Source organism: Streptomyces sp. NPDC003379 (assembly GCF_053589195.1).
In genome coordinates, this window is record NZ_JBSFRK010000021.1 from 98,626 (window position 1) to 115,251 (window position 16,626).

Consider the following 16,626-nt stretch of genomic DNA (forward strand, 5'->3'; position numbering starts at 1 on the left):
CGGTGCGACCCCGACGCGTCCGTTTCCGGCACCCCGAATGAACCGTCCCTGTCATCAAGGTGAACTGTGGGCGACGTAGGACGACATCTCTGATCGTCCCCCGATCGGCCCCCTGCCGCACCCCTCAGAAGAAATGAACCGACGCCGTCTCCTCGGTGAACTCTGGGCGACGAGTGTTCGAGGCCGCACCCGAATGGCTGTGGACGGCACTCACCCGGCGCATAACCTGGAGACATGGACGTGAACGCGGCGGTCGCCGCAGCGGCAGCGATCGCCGGAGTGTGCACCGGCGTCATCGCCATGCTGGCGTTCCGCTGGAGCGAGCGCGACCAGAAACGCCCCACCCGGACCTCCCTGCACACCGACGCCGTCCTGCCACCGGGCGTGGACACCGTCCTCTCCGTGCTGCGCTCCTCCGCCGTCGTCCTCGACGAGGCGGACAGCGTGGTCAAGGCCAGCTCGGCGGCGTACGCGCTCGGACTCGTCCGCGGCGGCAAGCTCGCCGTCGAGCCGATGCTCAAGATGGCCCGCGACACCCGCCGCGACGGGGAGATACGCCAGGTGGAACTGGACCTCCCCCGGCGCGGCACCGGCCGCGGCGAGGCCCTCGCGGTCTCCGCGCGGGTGGCCCCGCTCGGCTCCCGGCTCGTGCTGCTCCTGGTCGAGGACCTCACGGAGGCCCGCCGCATCGAGGCGGTACGCCGCGACTTCGTCGCGAACGTGTCCCACGAGCTGAAGACCCCCGTAGGGGCCCTCAGCCTCCTCTCGGAGGCCGTCATGGACGCCTCCGAGGACCCGGAGGCCGTCGAACGCTTCGCGGGCCGCATGCAGATCGAGGCGACCCGCCTGACCAACCTCGTCCAGGAGCTCATCGACCTCTCCCGGGTCCAGAACGACGACCCCCTGGAGGACGCGGAACCCGTACGGGTCGACGAGCTGGTGGCGGAGGCGATAGACCGCAGCCGTCACCAGGCCTCCCACAAACAGATCACCCTGGCCGCGGGCGGCACCGCCGAACTTCAGATCTGGGGCAACCGCGGCCAGCTCGCGGCGGCGCTCGGCAACCTCGTCGAGAACGCCGTGAACTACAGCCCCGCCCGCACCCGCGTGGGCATAGCCGCCCGCCGGGTCAGCGCACCCGGCGGTGACATGATCGAGGTGGCGGTCACCGACCAGGGCATCGGCATCTCCGACAAGGACAAGGAGCGCATCTTCGAGCGCTTCTACCGCGTCGACCCGGCCCGCTCCCGGGCCACCGGCGGCACGGGCCTCGGCCTCGCCATCGTCAAGCACGTGGCCGCCTCGCACGGCGGGGAGGTCACGGTGTGGAGCTCCGAGGGTCAGGGCTCCACCTTCACCCTGCGGCTGCCGGAGGCGGCCGCGCACCGCGAGCGCGGATCAGGTCACGGCGGCGGACTCGACAACGAGAACACCGGGAACTCCGGGAATACCCGGAACCCCGAGAACACCGCGAACCCCGAGAACGCCGCGACCGACGAGACCACTACGTACGAACCCATCCCTGCCCCGGAGGTCCTTCCGTGACCCGAGTGCTCGTCGTCGAGGACGAGGAATCCTTCAGCGACGCTCTGTCCTACATGCTCCGCAAAGAGGGCTTCGAGGTCGCCATCGCGGCCACCGGCCCGGACGGACTCGACGAATTCGAGCGCAACGGCGCCGACCTCGTCCTGCTCGACCTGATGCTGCCCGGCCTGCCCGGCACCGAGGTCTGCCGCCAGCTGCGCAGCCGCTCCAACGTCCCGGTGATCATGGTCACCGCCAAGGACAGCGAGATCGACAAGGTGGTCGGCCTCGAAATAGGAGCCGACGACTATGTGACCAAGCCCTTCTCGTCCCGCGAACTGGTCGCCCGCATCCGCGCGGTCCTGCGCCGCCGGGGCGAGCCGGAGGAGGTCGCCCCGCAGGCCCTGGAGGCGGGCCCGGTCCGCATGGACGTCGACCGCCACGTGGTCACGGTCTCCGGCTCCAAGGTCGACCTGCCCCTGAAGGAGTTCGACCTCCTGGAGATGCTCCTGCGCAACGCGGGCCGCGTCCTGACCCGCATGCAGCTCATCGACCGCGTCTGGGGCGCGGACTACGTGGGCGACACGAAGACGCTGGATGTCCACGTGAAGCGGCTGCGCGCCAAGATCGAGCCGGACCCGGGGGCCCCGCGCTACCTGGTGACGGTGCGCGGCCTCGGCTACAAGTTCGAGCCGTAGACCGCGAGCGGCCTGACGTGAGGAAGGGCGGGATCCCCGGTGGGGGTCCCGCCCTTCCTCGTAGGACGTGTGTACGTACGTAGATCAGTGCTCGGTGCCGGTACCAGTACCGGTACCAGTACCGGTACCAGTACCGGTACCAGTACCGGGCTCCGTGGAGGCATCATCGGACGCGTGGCCCGACGGCTCCGTGGAGGCGCCCGTGGACGGCGCTTCCGGCTTCCCGGACTTCTCCGGCTCGGCGCCCGGCGCCCGCGGCACCTCGGTCGGGCCCCACTTGGTGAAGTAGCTCTCGGCGGGCACGACGAACGCCTTGAGCTTCACGTCGCCGGTCTTGCTGAAGGCGAAGGTGACCTGCTGGGCGTTGCCGTCCTTGACGGCCTCACGGCCGCCGTCCAGGACGGCCGTGGCGTTGTTCTTGCCGCCGATGACGACGGAGCCGCCGGCCGGGATGGTCAGCGGACCGTTCGCCTTGGAGGCCTTGTCGTCCTTGCCCGGCGTGATCTTGGCCTTCTCGGAGGCGCCGTTGACCCTGATCGACTCCAGGGTCTGGTCGGTCGTGCCTCCGTTGAAGATCGTCGCGGAGACCACGGCCGGGCCCTTGGCCTTCAGGTCCGGCTGGGTGATGACCATGGCGTTCTGGATCTTGATGTCACCGACGGAGGTCGCGGCGTTGTCGGGCTTGACCCCCAACGTCTGGGCGTCGCTGCCGGCGCCGCACGCGGCGAGCGAGGCGAGCGAGAACGCGATGGCGGTGGCGGCGAGGGCGCCGCGTCGAAGGCTGCGGCTCACGGCGGCGGCAACTCCTTGAACGTGGGCGATACGGGACGGGCGGACGGCCGTAAAGCCGTCCTAAGGGTGTGTCAGCGCGCTTAGGTTACCGAGCCGTTCCCACGCCGCCGCACCCGACCCGCCCCTTGGGCCCGCGAGCCTCTTCCCGGGCGGCTCGGCCCGCCCCTCTGTCACGACCACCCCATTGGCCACTCGTCCACCATTCACATAAGCGTCGCCGGGAGTCGGCCGGAACCGTCTTGCGGATTTCCGGTAAGGAATGCGGGCGGCCCGGAGAATTGATCACCGAGCGGCTTGATCAATTCCGGAATCGGGCCGGACGGCGTGCGGTACACCTCTTCGGTCACCGAACGGAGTAGCGGAAGTTCACCGCTTGGAACCGCGCAAACCGGGACGTTCGGCCGCTCGGAGCGCTCTTGAGGGGGACGTAACGCCCCCGTTTCTCCCTCCCCGGAGAGCCGCTCCGACCTGCGAATACCCCGTTCCGGCGGCCCTGCGCAGCACGTTCCTGTTGCTGTTGTCAAGCCCCGAGATATGCCCTGACCTGCGAAAACGCCATTCAGAAGAGGCGATTCTCGTGTTAGGATGGATAGCCACGGAAGGGGTACCTGTCACATGACGTTCAAGGTTGGCGACACCGTGGTCTATCCCCATCACGGGGCCGCGCTGATCGAGGCTATCGAAACTCGCCAGATCAAAGGCGTGGACAAGACCTACTTGGTGCTGAAGGTCGCCCAGGGCGATCTGACGGTGCGTGTGCCAGCGGACAATGCGGAGTTCGTCGGCGTGCGTGATGTGGTCGGTCAGGACGGACTGGACCGGGTCTTCGAAGTACTGCGCGCGCCGTACGCCGAAGAGCCGACGAACTGGTCGCGTCGCTACAAGGCAAATCTTGAGAAGCTCGCGTCCGGCGATGTCATCAAGGTCGCGGAAGTCGTGCGTGACCTGTGGCGTCGCGAGCGTGAGCGTGGACTGTCCGCCGGTGAGAAGCGCATGCTCGCCAAGGCTCGTCAGATCCTGGTGAGTGAGCTCGCCCTCGCGGAGAACACGAACGAGGACAAGGCCGAGGCCCTGCTCGACGAGGTCCTCGCGTCCTGACGCGGACCGTCCGAGGCGCCCGCCTTGGCTGTCTGTCTTCGGCGCGATGGTTTTGACGCAATGATGCCGCGGTGCCCGCTGACCCTTAACCGGAGTCGCCGGGCGCTGCGGCATGTCCGTACCCAGACAGATATTTCCGACAGATATTTCTCGCACCCAGGCATACGTACGTGAGGGCGGCCCCAGGGAGCCGTGTGTGGCGTGCCGGGCTCGGGCAGCTGGCTCGACCAGATGTCACGGAAGGGTCCGGTCAAGATGTCGCGCCCGGCACGGCACGGTGAGGCCATACCCACGTCGGCCGAGCACACAAACCTGAACGGAACCGATGTCTAGCGAATCCCGTACCGCGGTGGTCATTCCCGCGGCAGGACGGGGCGTACGCCTCGGCCCTGGCGCCCCCAAAGCGCTCCGCGCGCTGAACGGCACCCCGATGCTCGTCCACGCGATCCGCGCCATGGCGGAGTCCCGCGCCGTCTCCCTCGTCGTCGTCGTGGCACCCCCGGACGGCGTCCCCGAGGTGAAGACCCTCCTCGACGACCACGCGCTGCCCGAGCGGACCGACTTCCTCGTCGTGCCCGGCGGCGCCTCCCGGCAGGAGTCCGTGCGGGCCGGCCTGGACGTGCTGCCGCCCGGCATCGACATCGTGCTCGTGCACGACGCGGCCCGCCCGCTGGTGCCCGTCGACACGGTCGACGGCGTCATCGAGGCCGTACGCGACGGGGCGCCCGCCGTGGTGCCCGCGCTGCCGCTGTCCGACACCGTCAAGCAGGTCGAGCCCGCGGCGGCGCCCGGCGGGCCCGAGCCCGTCGTGGCCACGCCCGAGCGGGCCCGGCTGCGCGCCGTGCAGACCCCGCAGGGCTTCGACCGCGCCACGCTCGTGCGCGCCCACGAGACCGTCACCGACAACGTCACGGACGACGCCAGCATGGTCGAGCAGCTGGGCCTGCCGGTCGTCGTCGTGCCCGGCCACGAGGAGGCGTTCAAGGTGACGCGGCCCCTCGACCTCGTACTGGCCGAGGCCGTACTCGCCCGCAGGAGGGCCAACGATGGCTTCTGAGACATCCGCGGCCCCCCCGGTCCCGCTGCTGCCGCAGGTCGGCATCGGCACCGACATCCACGCCTTCGAAGAGGGCCGCGAGCTGTGGTGCGCCGGCCTGAAGTGGGAGGACGAGGGGCCCGGCCTCGCCGGGCACTCCGACGCCGACGTCGTCGCGCACGCCGCGTGCAACGCGCTGTTCTCCGCGGCCGGCCTCGGCGACCTCGGCGCGCACTTCGGCACCGGACGCCCCGAGTGGTCCGGCGCCTCGGGTCTCACCCTCCTCGCCGAGGCGGCCCGCATCGTCCGCGACGCCGGCTTCACCGTCGGCAACGTGGCGGTCCAGGTCATCGGCCCCCGCCCGAAGATCGGCAAGCGCCGCGACGAGGCGCAGAAGGTGCTCTCCGACGCCGCGGGCGCGCCGGTCTCGGTCTCCGGGGCCACCACCGACGGCCTCGGCTTCCCCGGCCGGGGCGACGGGCTCGCCGCGGTCGCCACCGCGTTGGTCGTACGTACGTCGCACTGAGGGCGATATCGGGTAGGTGTATGGCTCGTACAGGCGAGGCTCTCGCAGCCGCTGTCCACAAAGGAGTGAAGCCATGTCCGCCGCACTGTCCGACCAGCTCAAAGCCCTCCTCGACGCCCCGTCCTTCATCGTCGTCGCCACCATCCAGCCCGACGGCAGCCCGCAGCTGTCGCCGGTCTGGGTGAAGCGGGACGGCGACGACGTGCTGTTCTCCACGACGGTCGGCCGCCGCAAGGAGAAGAACCTGCGCCGCGACCCGCGCGTGACGGTGCTGCTCCAGCCGTTCGACGCTCCTTATACGTACGCGGAGATCCGCGGCACGGCGGAGATGACGACGGAGGGCGGCCAGGAGCTGATCGACGAGCTGTCGCTGAAGTACACGGGCCAGAAGTACGCGGAGTTCAACCCGGCGTCGAAGGACGACTCCGAGCGGGTCGTGGTGCGGGTGTCGGCGCGGAAGGTGGTCGGCAGGGTCTGAGAGGCGCCCACACGTCACGGTTGCGTGTCCGGTGACGGAAGGGGGCGTGGGGCACTGTCCCGCGCCCACTACCCTGGAGTGGTGACGATTCGCCTGTACGACACCAGCGCCCGGCAGATCCGTGACTTCAGCCCCCTCCACGAAGGCTGTGTCTCGATCTACCTCTGCGGTGCCACGGTGCAGGCGGCCCCGCACATCGGGCACATCAGGTCCGGCCTGAACTTCGACATCATGCGCCGCTGGTTCACCTACCGCGGCTACGACGTGACGTTCGTGCGCAACGTGACCGACATCGACGACAAGATCATCAAGAAGTCGGCCGAGCAGGGCCGCCCCTGGTGGTCGATCGGGTACGAGAACGAGCGCGCCTTCAACAGCGGGTACGACGCGCTCGGCTGCCTCCCGCCCACCTACGAGCCGCGCGCCACCGGCCACATCACCGAGATGGTCGAGATGATGCGCGCGCTCATCGAGCGCGGCCACGCCTACGAGGCCGACGGCAGTGTCTACTTCGACGTGCGGTCCTGGCCCGACTACCTGGAGCTCTCCAACCAGGACATCGACGACCTGCGCCAGCCCGACGAGGGCGTCGCGGGCAAGCGCGACCCCCGCGACTTCGCCATGTGGAAGGCCGTCAAGCCCGGCGAGCCCGCCTGGGAGACGCCGTTCGGCCGCGGCCGTCCCGGCTGGCACCTGGAGTGCTCGGCGATGGCCCACAAGTACCTGGGCGGCGAGTTCGACATCCACGGCGGCGGGATCGACCTGATCTTCCCGCACCACGAGAACGAGATCGCCCAGGCCAAGGCCTTCGGCGACGCGTTCGCGCGCTACTGGGCGCACAACGGCTGGGTCACCATGAGCGGCGAGAAGATGTCGAAGTCCCTCGGGAACTCGGTCCTCGTCAGCGAGATGGTCAAGCAGTGGCGCCCGATCGTGCTCCGCTACTACCTGGGCACCCCGCACTACCGCTCGATGATCGAGTACAGCGAGGAGGCCCTGCGCGAGGCCGAGTCCGCGTTCGCCCGCATCGAGGGCTTCGTGCAGCGCGTGGTGGAGAAGGCCGGCGGGGTCGTCGAGCCCGCCGGCCAGGTGCCGCCCGCCTTCGCCGACGCCATGGACGACGACATGGGCGTCCCGCAGGCGCTCGCCATCGTGCACACCACGGTCCGCCAGGGCAACAGCGCGCTGGCCGCCGACGACAAGGAAGCCGCCGTGGCGCGCCTCGCCGAGGTGCGGGCCATGCTCGGCGTCCTCGGCCTCGACCCGCTCGACCCGCACTGGGCCGGCGGCGAGAGCGACCGGGGAGAAGACCTGCACGGCGCCGTGGACACCCTCGTCCGCATGGTCCTGGACCAGCGCGAGGCCGCCCGCGGCCGCAAGGACTGGGCCACCGCCGACGCCATCCGCGACCAGCTCAACCAGTCGGGCCTCGTCATCGAGGACAGTCCGGCCGGTCCGCGCTGGACGCTCGGTCCGCGCTAGCACCCGCTGATGTGCCGCCCGGCGTTGTGGGCGGCACACTTCATAGACGTACACCTTCGCGCGTACGGACGTACGCGCACACGCATCACAACAGACAGGTAGGTCATGGCCGCTAACAACCGCCGCATGTCCGGCAAGAAAGGCGCACAGGTCGGCAGCGGCGGAAACCGGCGCCGCGGCCTTGAGGGCAAGGGTCCGACGCCGCCCGCCGAGGCGCGCAAGGGGCATGTGAAGAACCGCGTCGCCACCGCCAAGGCCAAGAAGGCCGTCGGCCGCCGTCCCGCGCCGAAGGGGCGCGGCGGCAAGTCGTCCTCCGAGATGGTCGTCGGCCGCAACCCGGTCTTCGAGGCGCTGCGCGACGGCGTGCCCGCCACCATGCTCTACGTCCAGCAGTTCATCGACAACGACGAGCGGGTCCGCGAGGCGCTCCAGCTCGCGGCCGAGCGCGGCGGCATCCACCTCATGGAGGCGCCGCGCCCCGAGCTGGACCGCATGACGAACGGCCTCAACCACCAGGGCCTCGTCCTCCAGGTCCCGCCGTACGAGTACGCGCACGCCGAGGACCTCGCCGCCGCCGCGTACGACGCCCGGGAGGACCCGCTGATCGTCGCGCTCGACGGCGTGACGGACCCGCGCAACCTCGGCGCGATCGTCCGCTCCGTCACGGCGTTCGGCGGTCACGGCGTCCTCGTGCCCGAGCGGCGCGCCGCCGGTATGACGGCCGGCGCCTGGAAGACGTCGGCCGGCACGGCCGCGCGTACGCCGGTCGCCCGCTGCACGAACCTGACGCGCGCCCTGGAGGCGTACAAGAAGGCGGGCATCGCCGTCGTCGGCCTCGCCGCGGACGGCGAGCACGAGGTCGGTGACCTCGAGGCGCTCAGCGGCCCGGTCGTCATCGTCGTCGGCAGCGAGGGCAAGGGCCTGTCCCGCCTCGTCGGTGACACCTGCGACTACCGGGTGCGGATCTCCATGCCCGGTGGTGCGGAGTCGCTGAACGCGGGCGTCGCGGCCGGTGTGGTGCTCTACGAGGCCGCGCGGCGCCGCGCGCAGGTGTAGTCGGGCGTACTGATGTCCGGGCCGTGTGGTCTCTTGACGGGGATCTCTTGACGCGGTCCGGACATTTGCGCGTGGTCAAGGCAGTGTCCTAAACAGACATCACTCGGTTAGATGAGTGTGGACACCAGAACACCCCGCACGCCCACGGGGGGAAGCCCGTCAGGCTTCGACGAAGCTCCCGCGCTGAGCATGGTGAAGGTGCCGAGCGACCCGGCGCAGGTCATCGTCGCGCACGCGAGCTTCCGCGTGCAGCTCCCCGCCGGTGGGCGCATTCAATCCCCGCGTATCGCACGGCACTTGGGCCTCCCCGAGGCGACGGCGCGCATCCCCGCCGCGGGGCCGGCCGTCAAGCGCCGCGCGCCCCTCGTCTGGAGCGGGAAGTCCGAGCCGGGCGACCCCGGCGCGACCGGACTGCTGCAAGCCGTACGCGGCAGCGGCGTGCGCCGTTCGGCCGAAGAGGCAGGGCCCTACGACGACGGGGGTGCCACCCAGGTCATTCCGCGCATCGACCTCGACGACGGCCCCGGGACCACCGGGGCGCCCGCCGTCACCGGCCCGCGCGGCCCCGCCCCCCAGACCCAGCTGCTGCCGCAGATGCGGATGCCCAGCAGCGACTACGACGAGCGCCTCGCCCACGAGACCGAGGAGCTCCAGGCGTACGAGGCGTACGAGCCGTACGAGGGCGACGACGAGGAGCAGGCCGAGGAGCGCAGGCGCCGCCACGGCAATGACCCGGTCCGGCACGCCTATTACCCCGGGCGCCGGATGAACCTCGGCGTCGTCCTCCTCCCGCTCCGCGTCTTCCTCGGCTTCATCTCCATCTACGCCGGCATGGGCAAGCTCTGCGACCCCGTCTACTTCGACGGCGGAGAGCGCGGCTCCATGGTCAAGTGGCTCAACTCGCTGCACCCGTGGGCGCTCGCCGAACCGCTGCGCGACTTCGCCCTCCAGCACCCGGTGGGCGCCGGGCTCAGCATCGCCTTCCTCCAGGTCATCGTCGGCGTCCTGACGGTGCTCGGGCTCTGGCAGCGGGTCGCCGCCTCCGTGGGTGTGCTGCTCTCCGCCGCGCTCATCGTCACCGTCAGCTGGAAGACCGTCCCCGCCTACGACGCGCCGGACATCATCTACCTCGCCGCCTGGTCGCCGCTGATCATCGCGGGCGCCCCCGTCTACTCCGTCGACGGACGCCTCGCCGGAGAGGCCTGGCGCAGGCTCGGGCCGCGCGCCGACATCTGGCAGCTGCGGCGGCGCGTGCTGCGGCGCGGCGGTCTGGTCGGCGCGGTCGCGATCGGCGTCACGCTGCTCCTCGGCTCGCTGCTCGGCGGCGCGGTGCGGGACGCGGACCGGGTCACCGTGCCCGGCCCCGGCGAGGCGCCGCGCAATGAACTGCCGGGCTCCCCGCTCCCCGGGGACCCCGCGAAGAAGCGGCAGGAGCGGAAGTCGCAGAGCCCCTCCTCCTCCGGCTCCCCGACGCAGAGCAGCTCGGCGAGGCCCTCACCGGGCGCCACGGCTCCGGGCGCGGCCCCCGAGACGGGTACGGCCGGTTCCATCCAGCAGCCGAGCCAGACGCAGGGCAGCAGCACGGCGGGCCAGGCTCCGCCGCAGCAGCCCGCGCCCCAGCGGCAGCAGCAACAGCAGCAGCCGCCGCCGGCCTCGACCGGGGGACCGTCGTCCACCGGAGGCGGCTCGGGCGGCAGCACGGGCGGTGCCGGTGGCTCGGGCGGCTCCGGTGGCACCGGGGGCGAGGAGCCCGGCGGGCTGCTGGGCGGCGTCCTCGGCCGCTGACCCCGTGGTGGTACGCCGAAGGGGCCCCGCACAGCGCAGGTGCGGGGCCCCTTCGACGTACGCAGGGTCTCAACGGGCCTGGGCGGCCAGTTCCTTGGCGGCCTCGGTGAGGTCCTTCGCCGTGTCGATCGCGCGCCAGTAGGCGCCCTGCGGCAGCGGGAAGCCCGCCAGGCGCTTCTCGCGGGCGAGGCGCGGGAACGTGGTGCGCTCGTGGTCACCGAGGTCCGGCAGGAGCGCGGTGAAGGACGAGGAGAAGACGTACACGCCCGCGTTGATGAGGTACGGCGACGGCGGGGCCTCGATGAAGTCCGTGATGTGGCCGAAGGTGTCCGTCTCGACGGCGCCCCACGGGATGCGGGGGCGGGCCAGGGCGAGGGTCGCGGTGGCGTCGCGCTCGGCGTGGAAGGCCGCCATGTCGCGCAGCGAGAAGCGGGTCCAGATGTCGCCGTTCGTCGCGTACCAGGGGCGGTCCGCGTGGGGGAGGTGGCGGGCGGCGTGCTTGAGGCCGCCGCCGCGGCCGAGCGGTTCCTTCTCGACGACCGTGGTGACGTTCAGCGGGAGGTCGGCGGAGTCCAGCCACTCCTGGAGGACTTCGGCGAGGTGGCCGCAGGAGATGACGGCGTCCGTCACGCCTTCCGCGGCCAGCCAGGCAAGCTGATGGCCGATGATCGGGGTCCCCGTGCCGGGGATCTCGACCATCGGCTTGGGCCGGTCGTCGGTGTAGGGCCGGAGGCGGGAGCCCTGGCCTCCGGCCAGGACTACGGCCTGCGTGGGGTTCAGCGTGGTCATGCCGGAAACCCTACGCGGCGGTCCGGCCGGGTCGTCTCAGCGGTTCTGGTGGGCCGCCACTCCCGTCGCGAAGGACGTGTCGCACACGGGCCTGGCGTACGACTGGGCGCGCGTCGGGCCGTACTTCTCCACGGCGGCGCGGCCGAGGGCCTTGGCGATGGCCACGCAGTGCCGGGCGAGCGACGGGTGACGGTCCACCTCCTGCTGGAGGTGGGTGAGCGCGATGCCGGGGTTCTTCTCCTGGAGGTCCAGGAGGAGCCGGTCGCGCAGGATGTCCTGCGGGGCGCGGGACTTGGCCGGTACGGAGAGGTTGTCGGCGGATGCGGTGAGCATCGAGTCCGAGGAGCTTCCCGACCAGTTGACGCTGGTGACCGCGAGGGTCCCGGAGAGCACCAGCATCACGGGCAGGACGAGAGCGAGCGTGCGGCCGATGCGGCGGGCGGGGCCCCGGTGGGCTCGGCGCGACTTCTGGGTGTAGTTGGCGGAGTGCGTCACGCGTGAGAGCGTAGCGCTAGGTGATGATTTGGCGACATTTAGTCACCCGGTCGAGGGATGGCGAAGCGGGTTGCCCTGGCGCGGTGTTGACGCGGCTCGTTCGAAATGACCGGTCTGCCGGGGTATTTGTCGACAGCGCGCCGTGTCCGCGGATACGCCGAGGGGCCCCGCACCGGAGAAGTGCGGGGCCCCTGTCGATCAGTCGGCGTCAGTCGGCTCAGTCGGTGAGCCGCTCGCCCGTCGACGTCGAGAAGACGTGGGTCTCACCCGGGCGCGGCACGACGTGCAGCTGGCTGCCCTTCTCCGGGACCCGGCGGCCGTTCACACGGACGACGAGGTCCTTGTGCTCGCCGTTGACCTCGGCGGAGCCGTAGACGTAGCCGTCGGCGCCGAGCTCCTCGACGACGTTCACGGAGACGGCGAGGCCGGCCGGGGCGTCCTCGGTCGCCTTGGAGAGGGACGTCGCGGCGGCGCCGTCTTGCTCGACGATGTCGAAGTGCTCCGGGCGGACGCCGACGGTGACCGTGCGGTCGCCGCGGTCGGCGGCGGCGCTCAGGGCCTCGCGGCTGACCGGCACCACGGAGTTGCCGAACTTCACGCCACCGTCGGTGATCGGGACCTCGACGAGGTTCATGGCGGGGGAGCCGATGAAGCCCGCGACGAAGAGGTTCACCGGACGGTCGTACATGTTGCGGGGGCTGTCCACCTGCTGGAGCAGACCGTCCTTGAGCACGGCCACGCGGTCGCCCATGGTCATGGCCTCGACCTGGTCGTGCGTGACGTACACCGTGGTGATGCCGAGGCGGCGCTGGAGGCTGGCGATCTGCGTACGCGTCGACACGCGCAGCTTGGCGTCGAGGTTGGAGAGCGGCTCGTCCATGAGGAACACCTGCGGCTCACGCACGATGGCGCGGCCCATGGCGACACGCTGGCGCTGACCGCCGGAGAGCGCCTTGGGCTTGCGGCCCAGGTACTCGGTGAGGTCCAGGATCTTCGCCGCGTCCTCGACCTTCTGGCGGATCTCGGCCTTGTTGACGCCGGCGATCTTCAGGGCGAAGCCCATGTTGTCGGCGACGGTCATATGCGGGTACAGCGCGTAGTTCTGGAACACCATGGCGATGTCCCGGTCCTTCGGCGGCAGATGCGTGACGTCGCGGTCACCGATGCGGATGGCACCGGCGTTCACGTCCTCCAGCCCCGCGAGCATCCGGAGCGAGGTGGACTTGCCGCAGCCGGACGGGCCGACGAGTACGAGGAACTCGCCGTCCTCGATCTCGATGTCGAGGCCGTCGACGGCGGGCTTGTCGCCACCCGGGTAAGTGCGGGTCGCCTTGTCGAACGTAACAGTGGCCATGGTGAGGGCCCCCTTCACCGGCAGGAACGTGCCGGACGATCCGAGTAGAGGGAGTGGTGTAGTCCACCTGAGTGAACTGCTCGTGACCGTACCCCGGAGGTCCGGGGTCTGTCAGTAGTCGGGGCGGGCCGGCCTTCGCGGAAATTTTCGACGGGTGCGGGACCTCGTTGGTTACACTGCACGGGCACGGCCACATGCATGTGCGGTCCGGTGCATGCCTCCTTAGCTCAGCTGGTCAGAGCGCCGCTCTTGTAAAGCGAAGGTCGTCGGTTCGAATCCGACAGGGGGCTCCGCGAGACGAAGGCCCAGGTCACCTGAGAGGTGGCCTGGGCCTTTCGCCTTTGTGCGTCGTCCGTGGTGTCGCGCGCTCAGTGCCGTCCCGCCACCCGGTCCGCCAGTCGGGCCAGGCGGGAGGAGTTCGTGGTGTGGGTGGTCTGTTCGCGGCGGTCGGCTGCGTGGTACGTGGCGTACATGCCGTGGACGCCGAGCCAGCGGAAGGGTTCCGGTTCCCATTTGCGGACCTTGTGGTTGGCCCAGGGGAGGGTGGTGAGGTCCGTGGGCCCCGCTTGGCCCGAGTCCTGTTGGAGCAGGTCGCGCAGGGTGCGGGCGGCGAGGTTGGCGGTGGCGACGCCTGAGCCGACGTAGCCGCCGGCCCAGCCGAGGCCGGTCGCGCGGTCCAGGGTGACCGTCGCGCACCAGTCGCGCGGGACGCCGAGGACGCCGGACCAGGCGTGGGCCACGCGGACTCCGGCGAGCTGGGGGAAGAAGCGGGTCAGGACGGTGTGGAGCGCCTCGATCGTGGGCTGCTGGGTGCGGCCGTCGTTGTCCGTCTTCGAGCCGTAGCGGTAGGGGACGCCCCGGCCGCCGAGCGCGATGCGGTCGTCGGCGGTGCGCTGGGCGTACATGTACGCGTGGGCCATGTCGCCGAGGGTTTCGCGGCCCTCCCAGCCGATGGACTCCCACTGGACGGGAGACAGGGGTTCCGTCGCGATCATCGAGGAGTTCATGGGGAGCCAGGTGCGGCGCTGGCCCTTGAGGGAGGCCGTGAAGCCCTCCGTGCAGCGCAGGACGTAGGGGGCGCGGACGGTGCCGTACGGGGTGATCGCGTGCTTCGGTCTGATCTCCGTGACCGGCGTCGACTCGTGGATCGTGACGCCGAGGGCCTCCACGGTCTCCGCCAGGCCCTTGACCAGTTTCGCCGGGTGCAGGCGCGCGCCGTGCGGGGTCCAGGTGGAGCCGACGGCTCCGGCGACGCGGACGCGCTCGGCGGTCTCGCGGGCGCCGTGCAGGGTGCGGTCCTTCTCGCCGTAGGAGAGTTCGGTCGCGTGGAAGGACTTGAGGCGCGCCAACTGGGCGGGGGTGTAGGCGATCTCCAGGACGCCGCCCTGGTGGATGTCCGCCTCGATGGACTCCTCGGCGGCGGCGCGGATCACCTCGTCGACGGTCTCGTTCATGGCCCGCTGGAGGCGGACCGCGGCCTCGTGGCCGTGCAGCTTGGCGTAGCGGTCGCGGCCCGCGATGCCGTTGTAGAGCCAGCCGCCGTTGCGGCCGGAGGCGCCGTAGCCGCAGAACTTCTGCTCCAGGACGGTGATGCGGAGGAAGGGGGCGGCCTTCTTGAGGTAGTACGCGGTCCACAGGCCGGTGTAGCCGCCGCCGACGACGCAGACGTCCGCCGTGGCGTCGGAGGTCAGGGGTTCGCGCGCCGCGGGCAGGCCGTCGTCCGCGTACCAGAACGATATGCCGCCGTTGACGGTGCCGGTCGAGGGGTCCGTGTTGGTCGTGCTGCTGCTCATGGGCGGACGTTACTGCGCAGGTGGGGGCGGTGGGGAGGTCATGTTCCGATACTTTGGGCGCAACTCGAACTGGCGCTGGGACTGGAACTGGAATCCGGGACCTGTCCGAAACTTGGAGGATCAACTCATGGCCGTACACAAGGCCGGGCGCAAGGCCGGGCGCGTCGCCACCGCGGTGGCCGCCGCGGCGCTGATCGGGGTGGCCGCGTCCGCCTGTGGTCCCGACGGTGGCGACAACGGCGGTGGCAAGGGCGGTGACGCCGGGAAGTCGTCGTCTGCCGCGCCCGAGTCGACGGGGCCGGAGTCCGATGCTCCTGGCGCTCCCGAGGCGAAGGCTCCGTCGGCGTCCAGCGCCCGGCTCGCCAAGGTGCCCGCCTCCGTGAAGGGCGGTGTGATCACCGTCGGCGATCCGAAGGCCCGGCACACGGTCAAGGTGTACGAGGACTCACGCTGCCCGTTCTGCAAGAAGTTCGAGGAGGGCGGGGCGCAGGCCCTGGTCGAGCCGGTGGCCGACGGCAAGGTCAAGGTCGAGTACGTGATCGCCTCGTTCCTCGACAGGAACCTGGGCGGCAGCGGCTCCGTGAACGCGGCGAACGCGCTGCGGGCGTCGGTGGACGCGGGCAAGTTCCCGCAGTTCCACGCCGCCGTCTTCGCCAACCAGCCCGAGGAGGAGTCGGACGACGCCTACACCCCGGCCTTCCTGCTGAAGATCGCCGACAAGGTCGACGGGCTGCGAGGCGGCGCCTTCGACAAGGCGGTGACCAAGGGGACGTACAAGAAGTGGGTCGGCGAGGCGATGACGACCTTCGGCGACGACGGGATCCGGGGCACGCCCACCGTCCTCGTCGACGGTGAGAAGCCGGCGGGTGATTCGCTCTACGACCAGGGGGCGTTCGCCAAGGAGCTCAAGTCGGCCGGGATCTCCTGACGCGGGAACCCCTGGGCGCGCGGCTCCGGAACGCGCGCCTTCACCGACGTACCGCCTACGCGCGTACGGGAGTTCGTCGAGCGGTGGGATCTGACGCGCGAGCGGTGCGGGGGCGCGGTGCGCGAGGTCATGGGCGAGGCCGATGGCGTTTCCCGGGCTCGACCGGGAGCGGGTGCGCGCCTGGACGCTCGGGCGGCTGCTGCTGGGGCGTCGAGGCGCCGCCAGAGAGGTGTTGCTCGGCTGGTGAGACGGCGTTGACCTCGGCGGGCCGCCGCTGGCTAGCCTGCCCCCATGATTCGTACCGCCACACCCGCCGACATCCCCGTCATCCACGCCTTGGTGCGCGACCTCGCCACGTACGAGAAGGCGCCCGACGAGGCCAAGGCCACCGAGGAGCAGCTGCACGAGGCGCTCTTCGGGGAGCGGCCCGCCGCGTTCGCGCACATCGCGCAGGACGACGCGAGCGGCGACGTGGTGGGCTTCTCGCTGTGGTTCCTCAACTTCTCGACGTGGCGGGGCGTGCACGGGATCTACCTGGAGGACCTGTACGTACGTCCCGAGGCGCGCGGCGGCGGGCACGGCAAGGCGCTCCTCACCGAGCTCGCCCGCATCTGCGTGGAGCGCGGTTACGAGCGACTGGAGTGGTCCGTCCTCGACTGGAACGAACCCTCCATCAACTTCTACAAGTCGCTCGGCGCGCGGCCGCAGGACGAGTGGACCGTGTACCGGCTGACCGACGAGGCCCTCACCGAGCTGGGCTCACCGCGGGCCGCCGGGGCCTAGGCCGGGGGC

16 protein-coding genes and 1 tRNA gene are annotated in these 16,626 nt (G+C 70.8%); 12 read left to right on the plus strand and 5 right to left on the minus strand.

What is annotated here, in order from left to right; genetic code table 11:
* Window positions 1–234 precede the first annotated feature (234 nt).
* On the plus strand, window positions 235–1,545 hold the full coding sequence (locus ACWDVB_RS22085; RefSeq protein WP_451516474.1) for a sensor histidine kinase: 1,311 nt from the start codon (window positions 235–237) through the stop codon (window positions 1,543–1,545).
* On the plus strand, window positions 1,542–2,222 hold the full coding sequence (locus ACWDVB_RS22090) for a response regulator transcription factor (RefSeq protein ID WP_030362171.1): 681 nt from the start codon (window positions 1,542–1,544) through the stop codon (window positions 2,220–2,222). Before ACWDVB_RS22085 ends, ACWDVB_RS22090 begins: the two co-directional genes overlap by 4 nt.
* An 84-nt stretch (window positions 2,223–2,306) precedes the next feature.
* Here the strand turns inward: ACWDVB_RS22090 and ACWDVB_RS22095 are convergent, their stop codons facing one another.
* Window positions 2,307–3,014: a DUF461 domain-containing protein gene (locus ACWDVB_RS22095; protein WP_451516475.1), complete on the minus strand. Its 708-nt coding sequence runs from the start codon at window positions 3,012–3,014 to the stop codon at window positions 2,307–2,309.
* Between the two features lie 615 nt (window positions 3,015–3,629).
* Between ACWDVB_RS22095 and ACWDVB_RS22100 the strand changes: the two genes are divergently transcribed.
* The 7 genes from ACWDVB_RS22100 to ACWDVB_RS22130 all read left to right on the plus strand — a co-directional run bounded on the left by ACWDVB_RS22100 (window position 3,630) and on the right by ACWDVB_RS22130 (window position 10,475).
* Window positions 3,630–4,112, plus strand: a complete 483-nt coding sequence (locus tag ACWDVB_RS22100; RefSeq protein WP_003953493.1) for a CarD family transcriptional regulator — start codon at window positions 3,630–3,632, stop codon at window positions 4,110–4,112.
* A 325-nt stretch (window positions 4,113–4,437) separates the two neighbouring features.
* The gene (gene ispD / locus ACWDVB_RS22105; RefSeq protein WP_451516476.1) at window positions 4,438–5,169 is read left to right on the plus strand and encodes a 2-C-methyl-D-erythritol 4-phosphate cytidylyltransferase; all 732 of its coding nucleotides are present in this window, start codon (window positions 4,438–4,440) and stop codon (window positions 5,167–5,169) included.
* Window positions 5,159–5,674 carry a 2-C-methyl-D-erythritol 2,4-cyclodiphosphate synthase gene (ispF, locus tag ACWDVB_RS22110; RefSeq protein ID WP_451516477.1) on the plus strand — a complete coding sequence of 172 codons (516 nt, stop codon included), beginning with the start codon at window positions 5,159–5,161 and terminating at the stop codon, window positions 5,672–5,674. The genes ispD and ispF overlap by 11 nt, the downstream gene beginning before the upstream one ends.
* 73 nt (window positions 5,675–5,747) lie before the next feature.
* The gene (locus tag ACWDVB_RS22115; RefSeq protein WP_451516478.1) at window positions 5,748–6,152 is read left to right on the plus strand and encodes a PPOX class F420-dependent oxidoreductase; all 405 of its coding nucleotides are present in this window, start codon (window positions 5,748–5,750) and stop codon (window positions 6,150–6,152) included.
* 81 nt (window positions 6,153–6,233) lie between these two features.
* On the plus strand, window positions 6,234–7,634 hold the full coding sequence (cysS, locus tag ACWDVB_RS22120) for a cysteine--tRNA ligase (RefSeq protein ID WP_451516479.1): 1,401 nt from the start codon (window positions 6,234–6,236) through the stop codon (window positions 7,632–7,634).
* A gap of 105 nt (window positions 7,635–7,739) precedes the next feature.
* Entirely contained in the window at window positions 7,740–8,690 is a 951-nt protein-coding gene (gene rlmB / locus ACWDVB_RS22125) for a 23S rRNA (guanosine(2251)-2'-O)-methyltransferase RlmB (RefSeq protein WP_451516480.1), read from the plus strand.
* 111 nt (window positions 8,691–8,801) lie between these two features.
* Window positions 8,802–10,475 (plus strand): DoxX family protein, encoded by a 1,674-nt coding sequence (locus tag ACWDVB_RS22130; RefSeq protein WP_451516481.1) that lies wholly within the window; start codon window positions 8,802–8,804, stop codon window positions 10,473–10,475.
* Between the two features lie 69 nt (window positions 10,476–10,544).
* Here ACWDVB_RS22130 and ACWDVB_RS22135 read toward each other — a convergent pair whose 3' ends face one another.
* The 3 genes from ACWDVB_RS22135 to ACWDVB_RS22145 form a co-directional block, all read right to left on the minus strand.
* The gene (locus ACWDVB_RS22135) at window positions 10,545–11,264 is read right to left on the minus strand and encodes a nucleotidyltransferase family protein (protein WP_451516482.1); all 720 of its coding nucleotides are present in this window, start codon (window positions 11,262–11,264) and stop codon (window positions 10,545–10,547) included.
* 36 nt (window positions 11,265–11,300) lie between these two features.
* Window positions 11,301–11,759: a hypothetical protein gene (locus ACWDVB_RS22140; protein WP_451516483.1), complete on the minus strand. Its 459-nt coding sequence runs from the start codon at window positions 11,757–11,759 to the stop codon at window positions 11,301–11,303.
* Window positions 11,760–11,976: 217 nt separating this feature from the next.
* A complete protein-coding gene (locus tag ACWDVB_RS22145) occupies window positions 11,977–13,113 on the minus strand; it encodes an ABC transporter ATP-binding protein (RefSeq protein ID WP_451516484.1) in 1,137 nt (378 codons plus the stop codon).
* Window positions 13,114–13,329: 216 nt separating this feature from the next.
* Here ACWDVB_RS22145 and ACWDVB_RS22150 point away from each other — a divergent pair.
* Window positions 13,330–13,403, plus strand: a tRNA-Thr gene (locus tag ACWDVB_RS22150).
* Between the two features lie 78 nt (window positions 13,404–13,481).
* Here the strand turns inward: ACWDVB_RS22150 and ACWDVB_RS22155 are convergent.
* Complete coding sequence (locus ACWDVB_RS22155; protein ID WP_451516485.1) at window positions 13,482–14,906, minus strand: NAD(P)/FAD-dependent oxidoreductase; 1,425 nt, start codon at window positions 14,904–14,906, stop codon at window positions 13,482–13,484.
* Between the two features lie 127 nt (window positions 14,907–15,033).
* Between ACWDVB_RS22155 and ACWDVB_RS22160 the strand changes: the two genes are divergently transcribed.
* Together ACWDVB_RS22160 and ACWDVB_RS22165 are read left to right on the plus strand one after the other, a co-directional pair.
* A complete protein-coding gene (locus ACWDVB_RS22160) occupies window positions 15,034–15,834 on the plus strand; it encodes a DsbA family protein (RefSeq protein ID WP_451516486.1) in 801 nt (266 codons plus the stop codon).
* Between the two features lie 291 nt (window positions 15,835–16,125).
* Complete coding sequence (locus ACWDVB_RS22165; protein WP_451516487.1) at window positions 16,126–16,617, plus strand: N-acetyltransferase family protein; 492 nt, start codon at window positions 16,126–16,128, stop codon at window positions 16,615–16,617.
* Window positions 16,618–16,626: the final 9 nt, after the last annotated feature.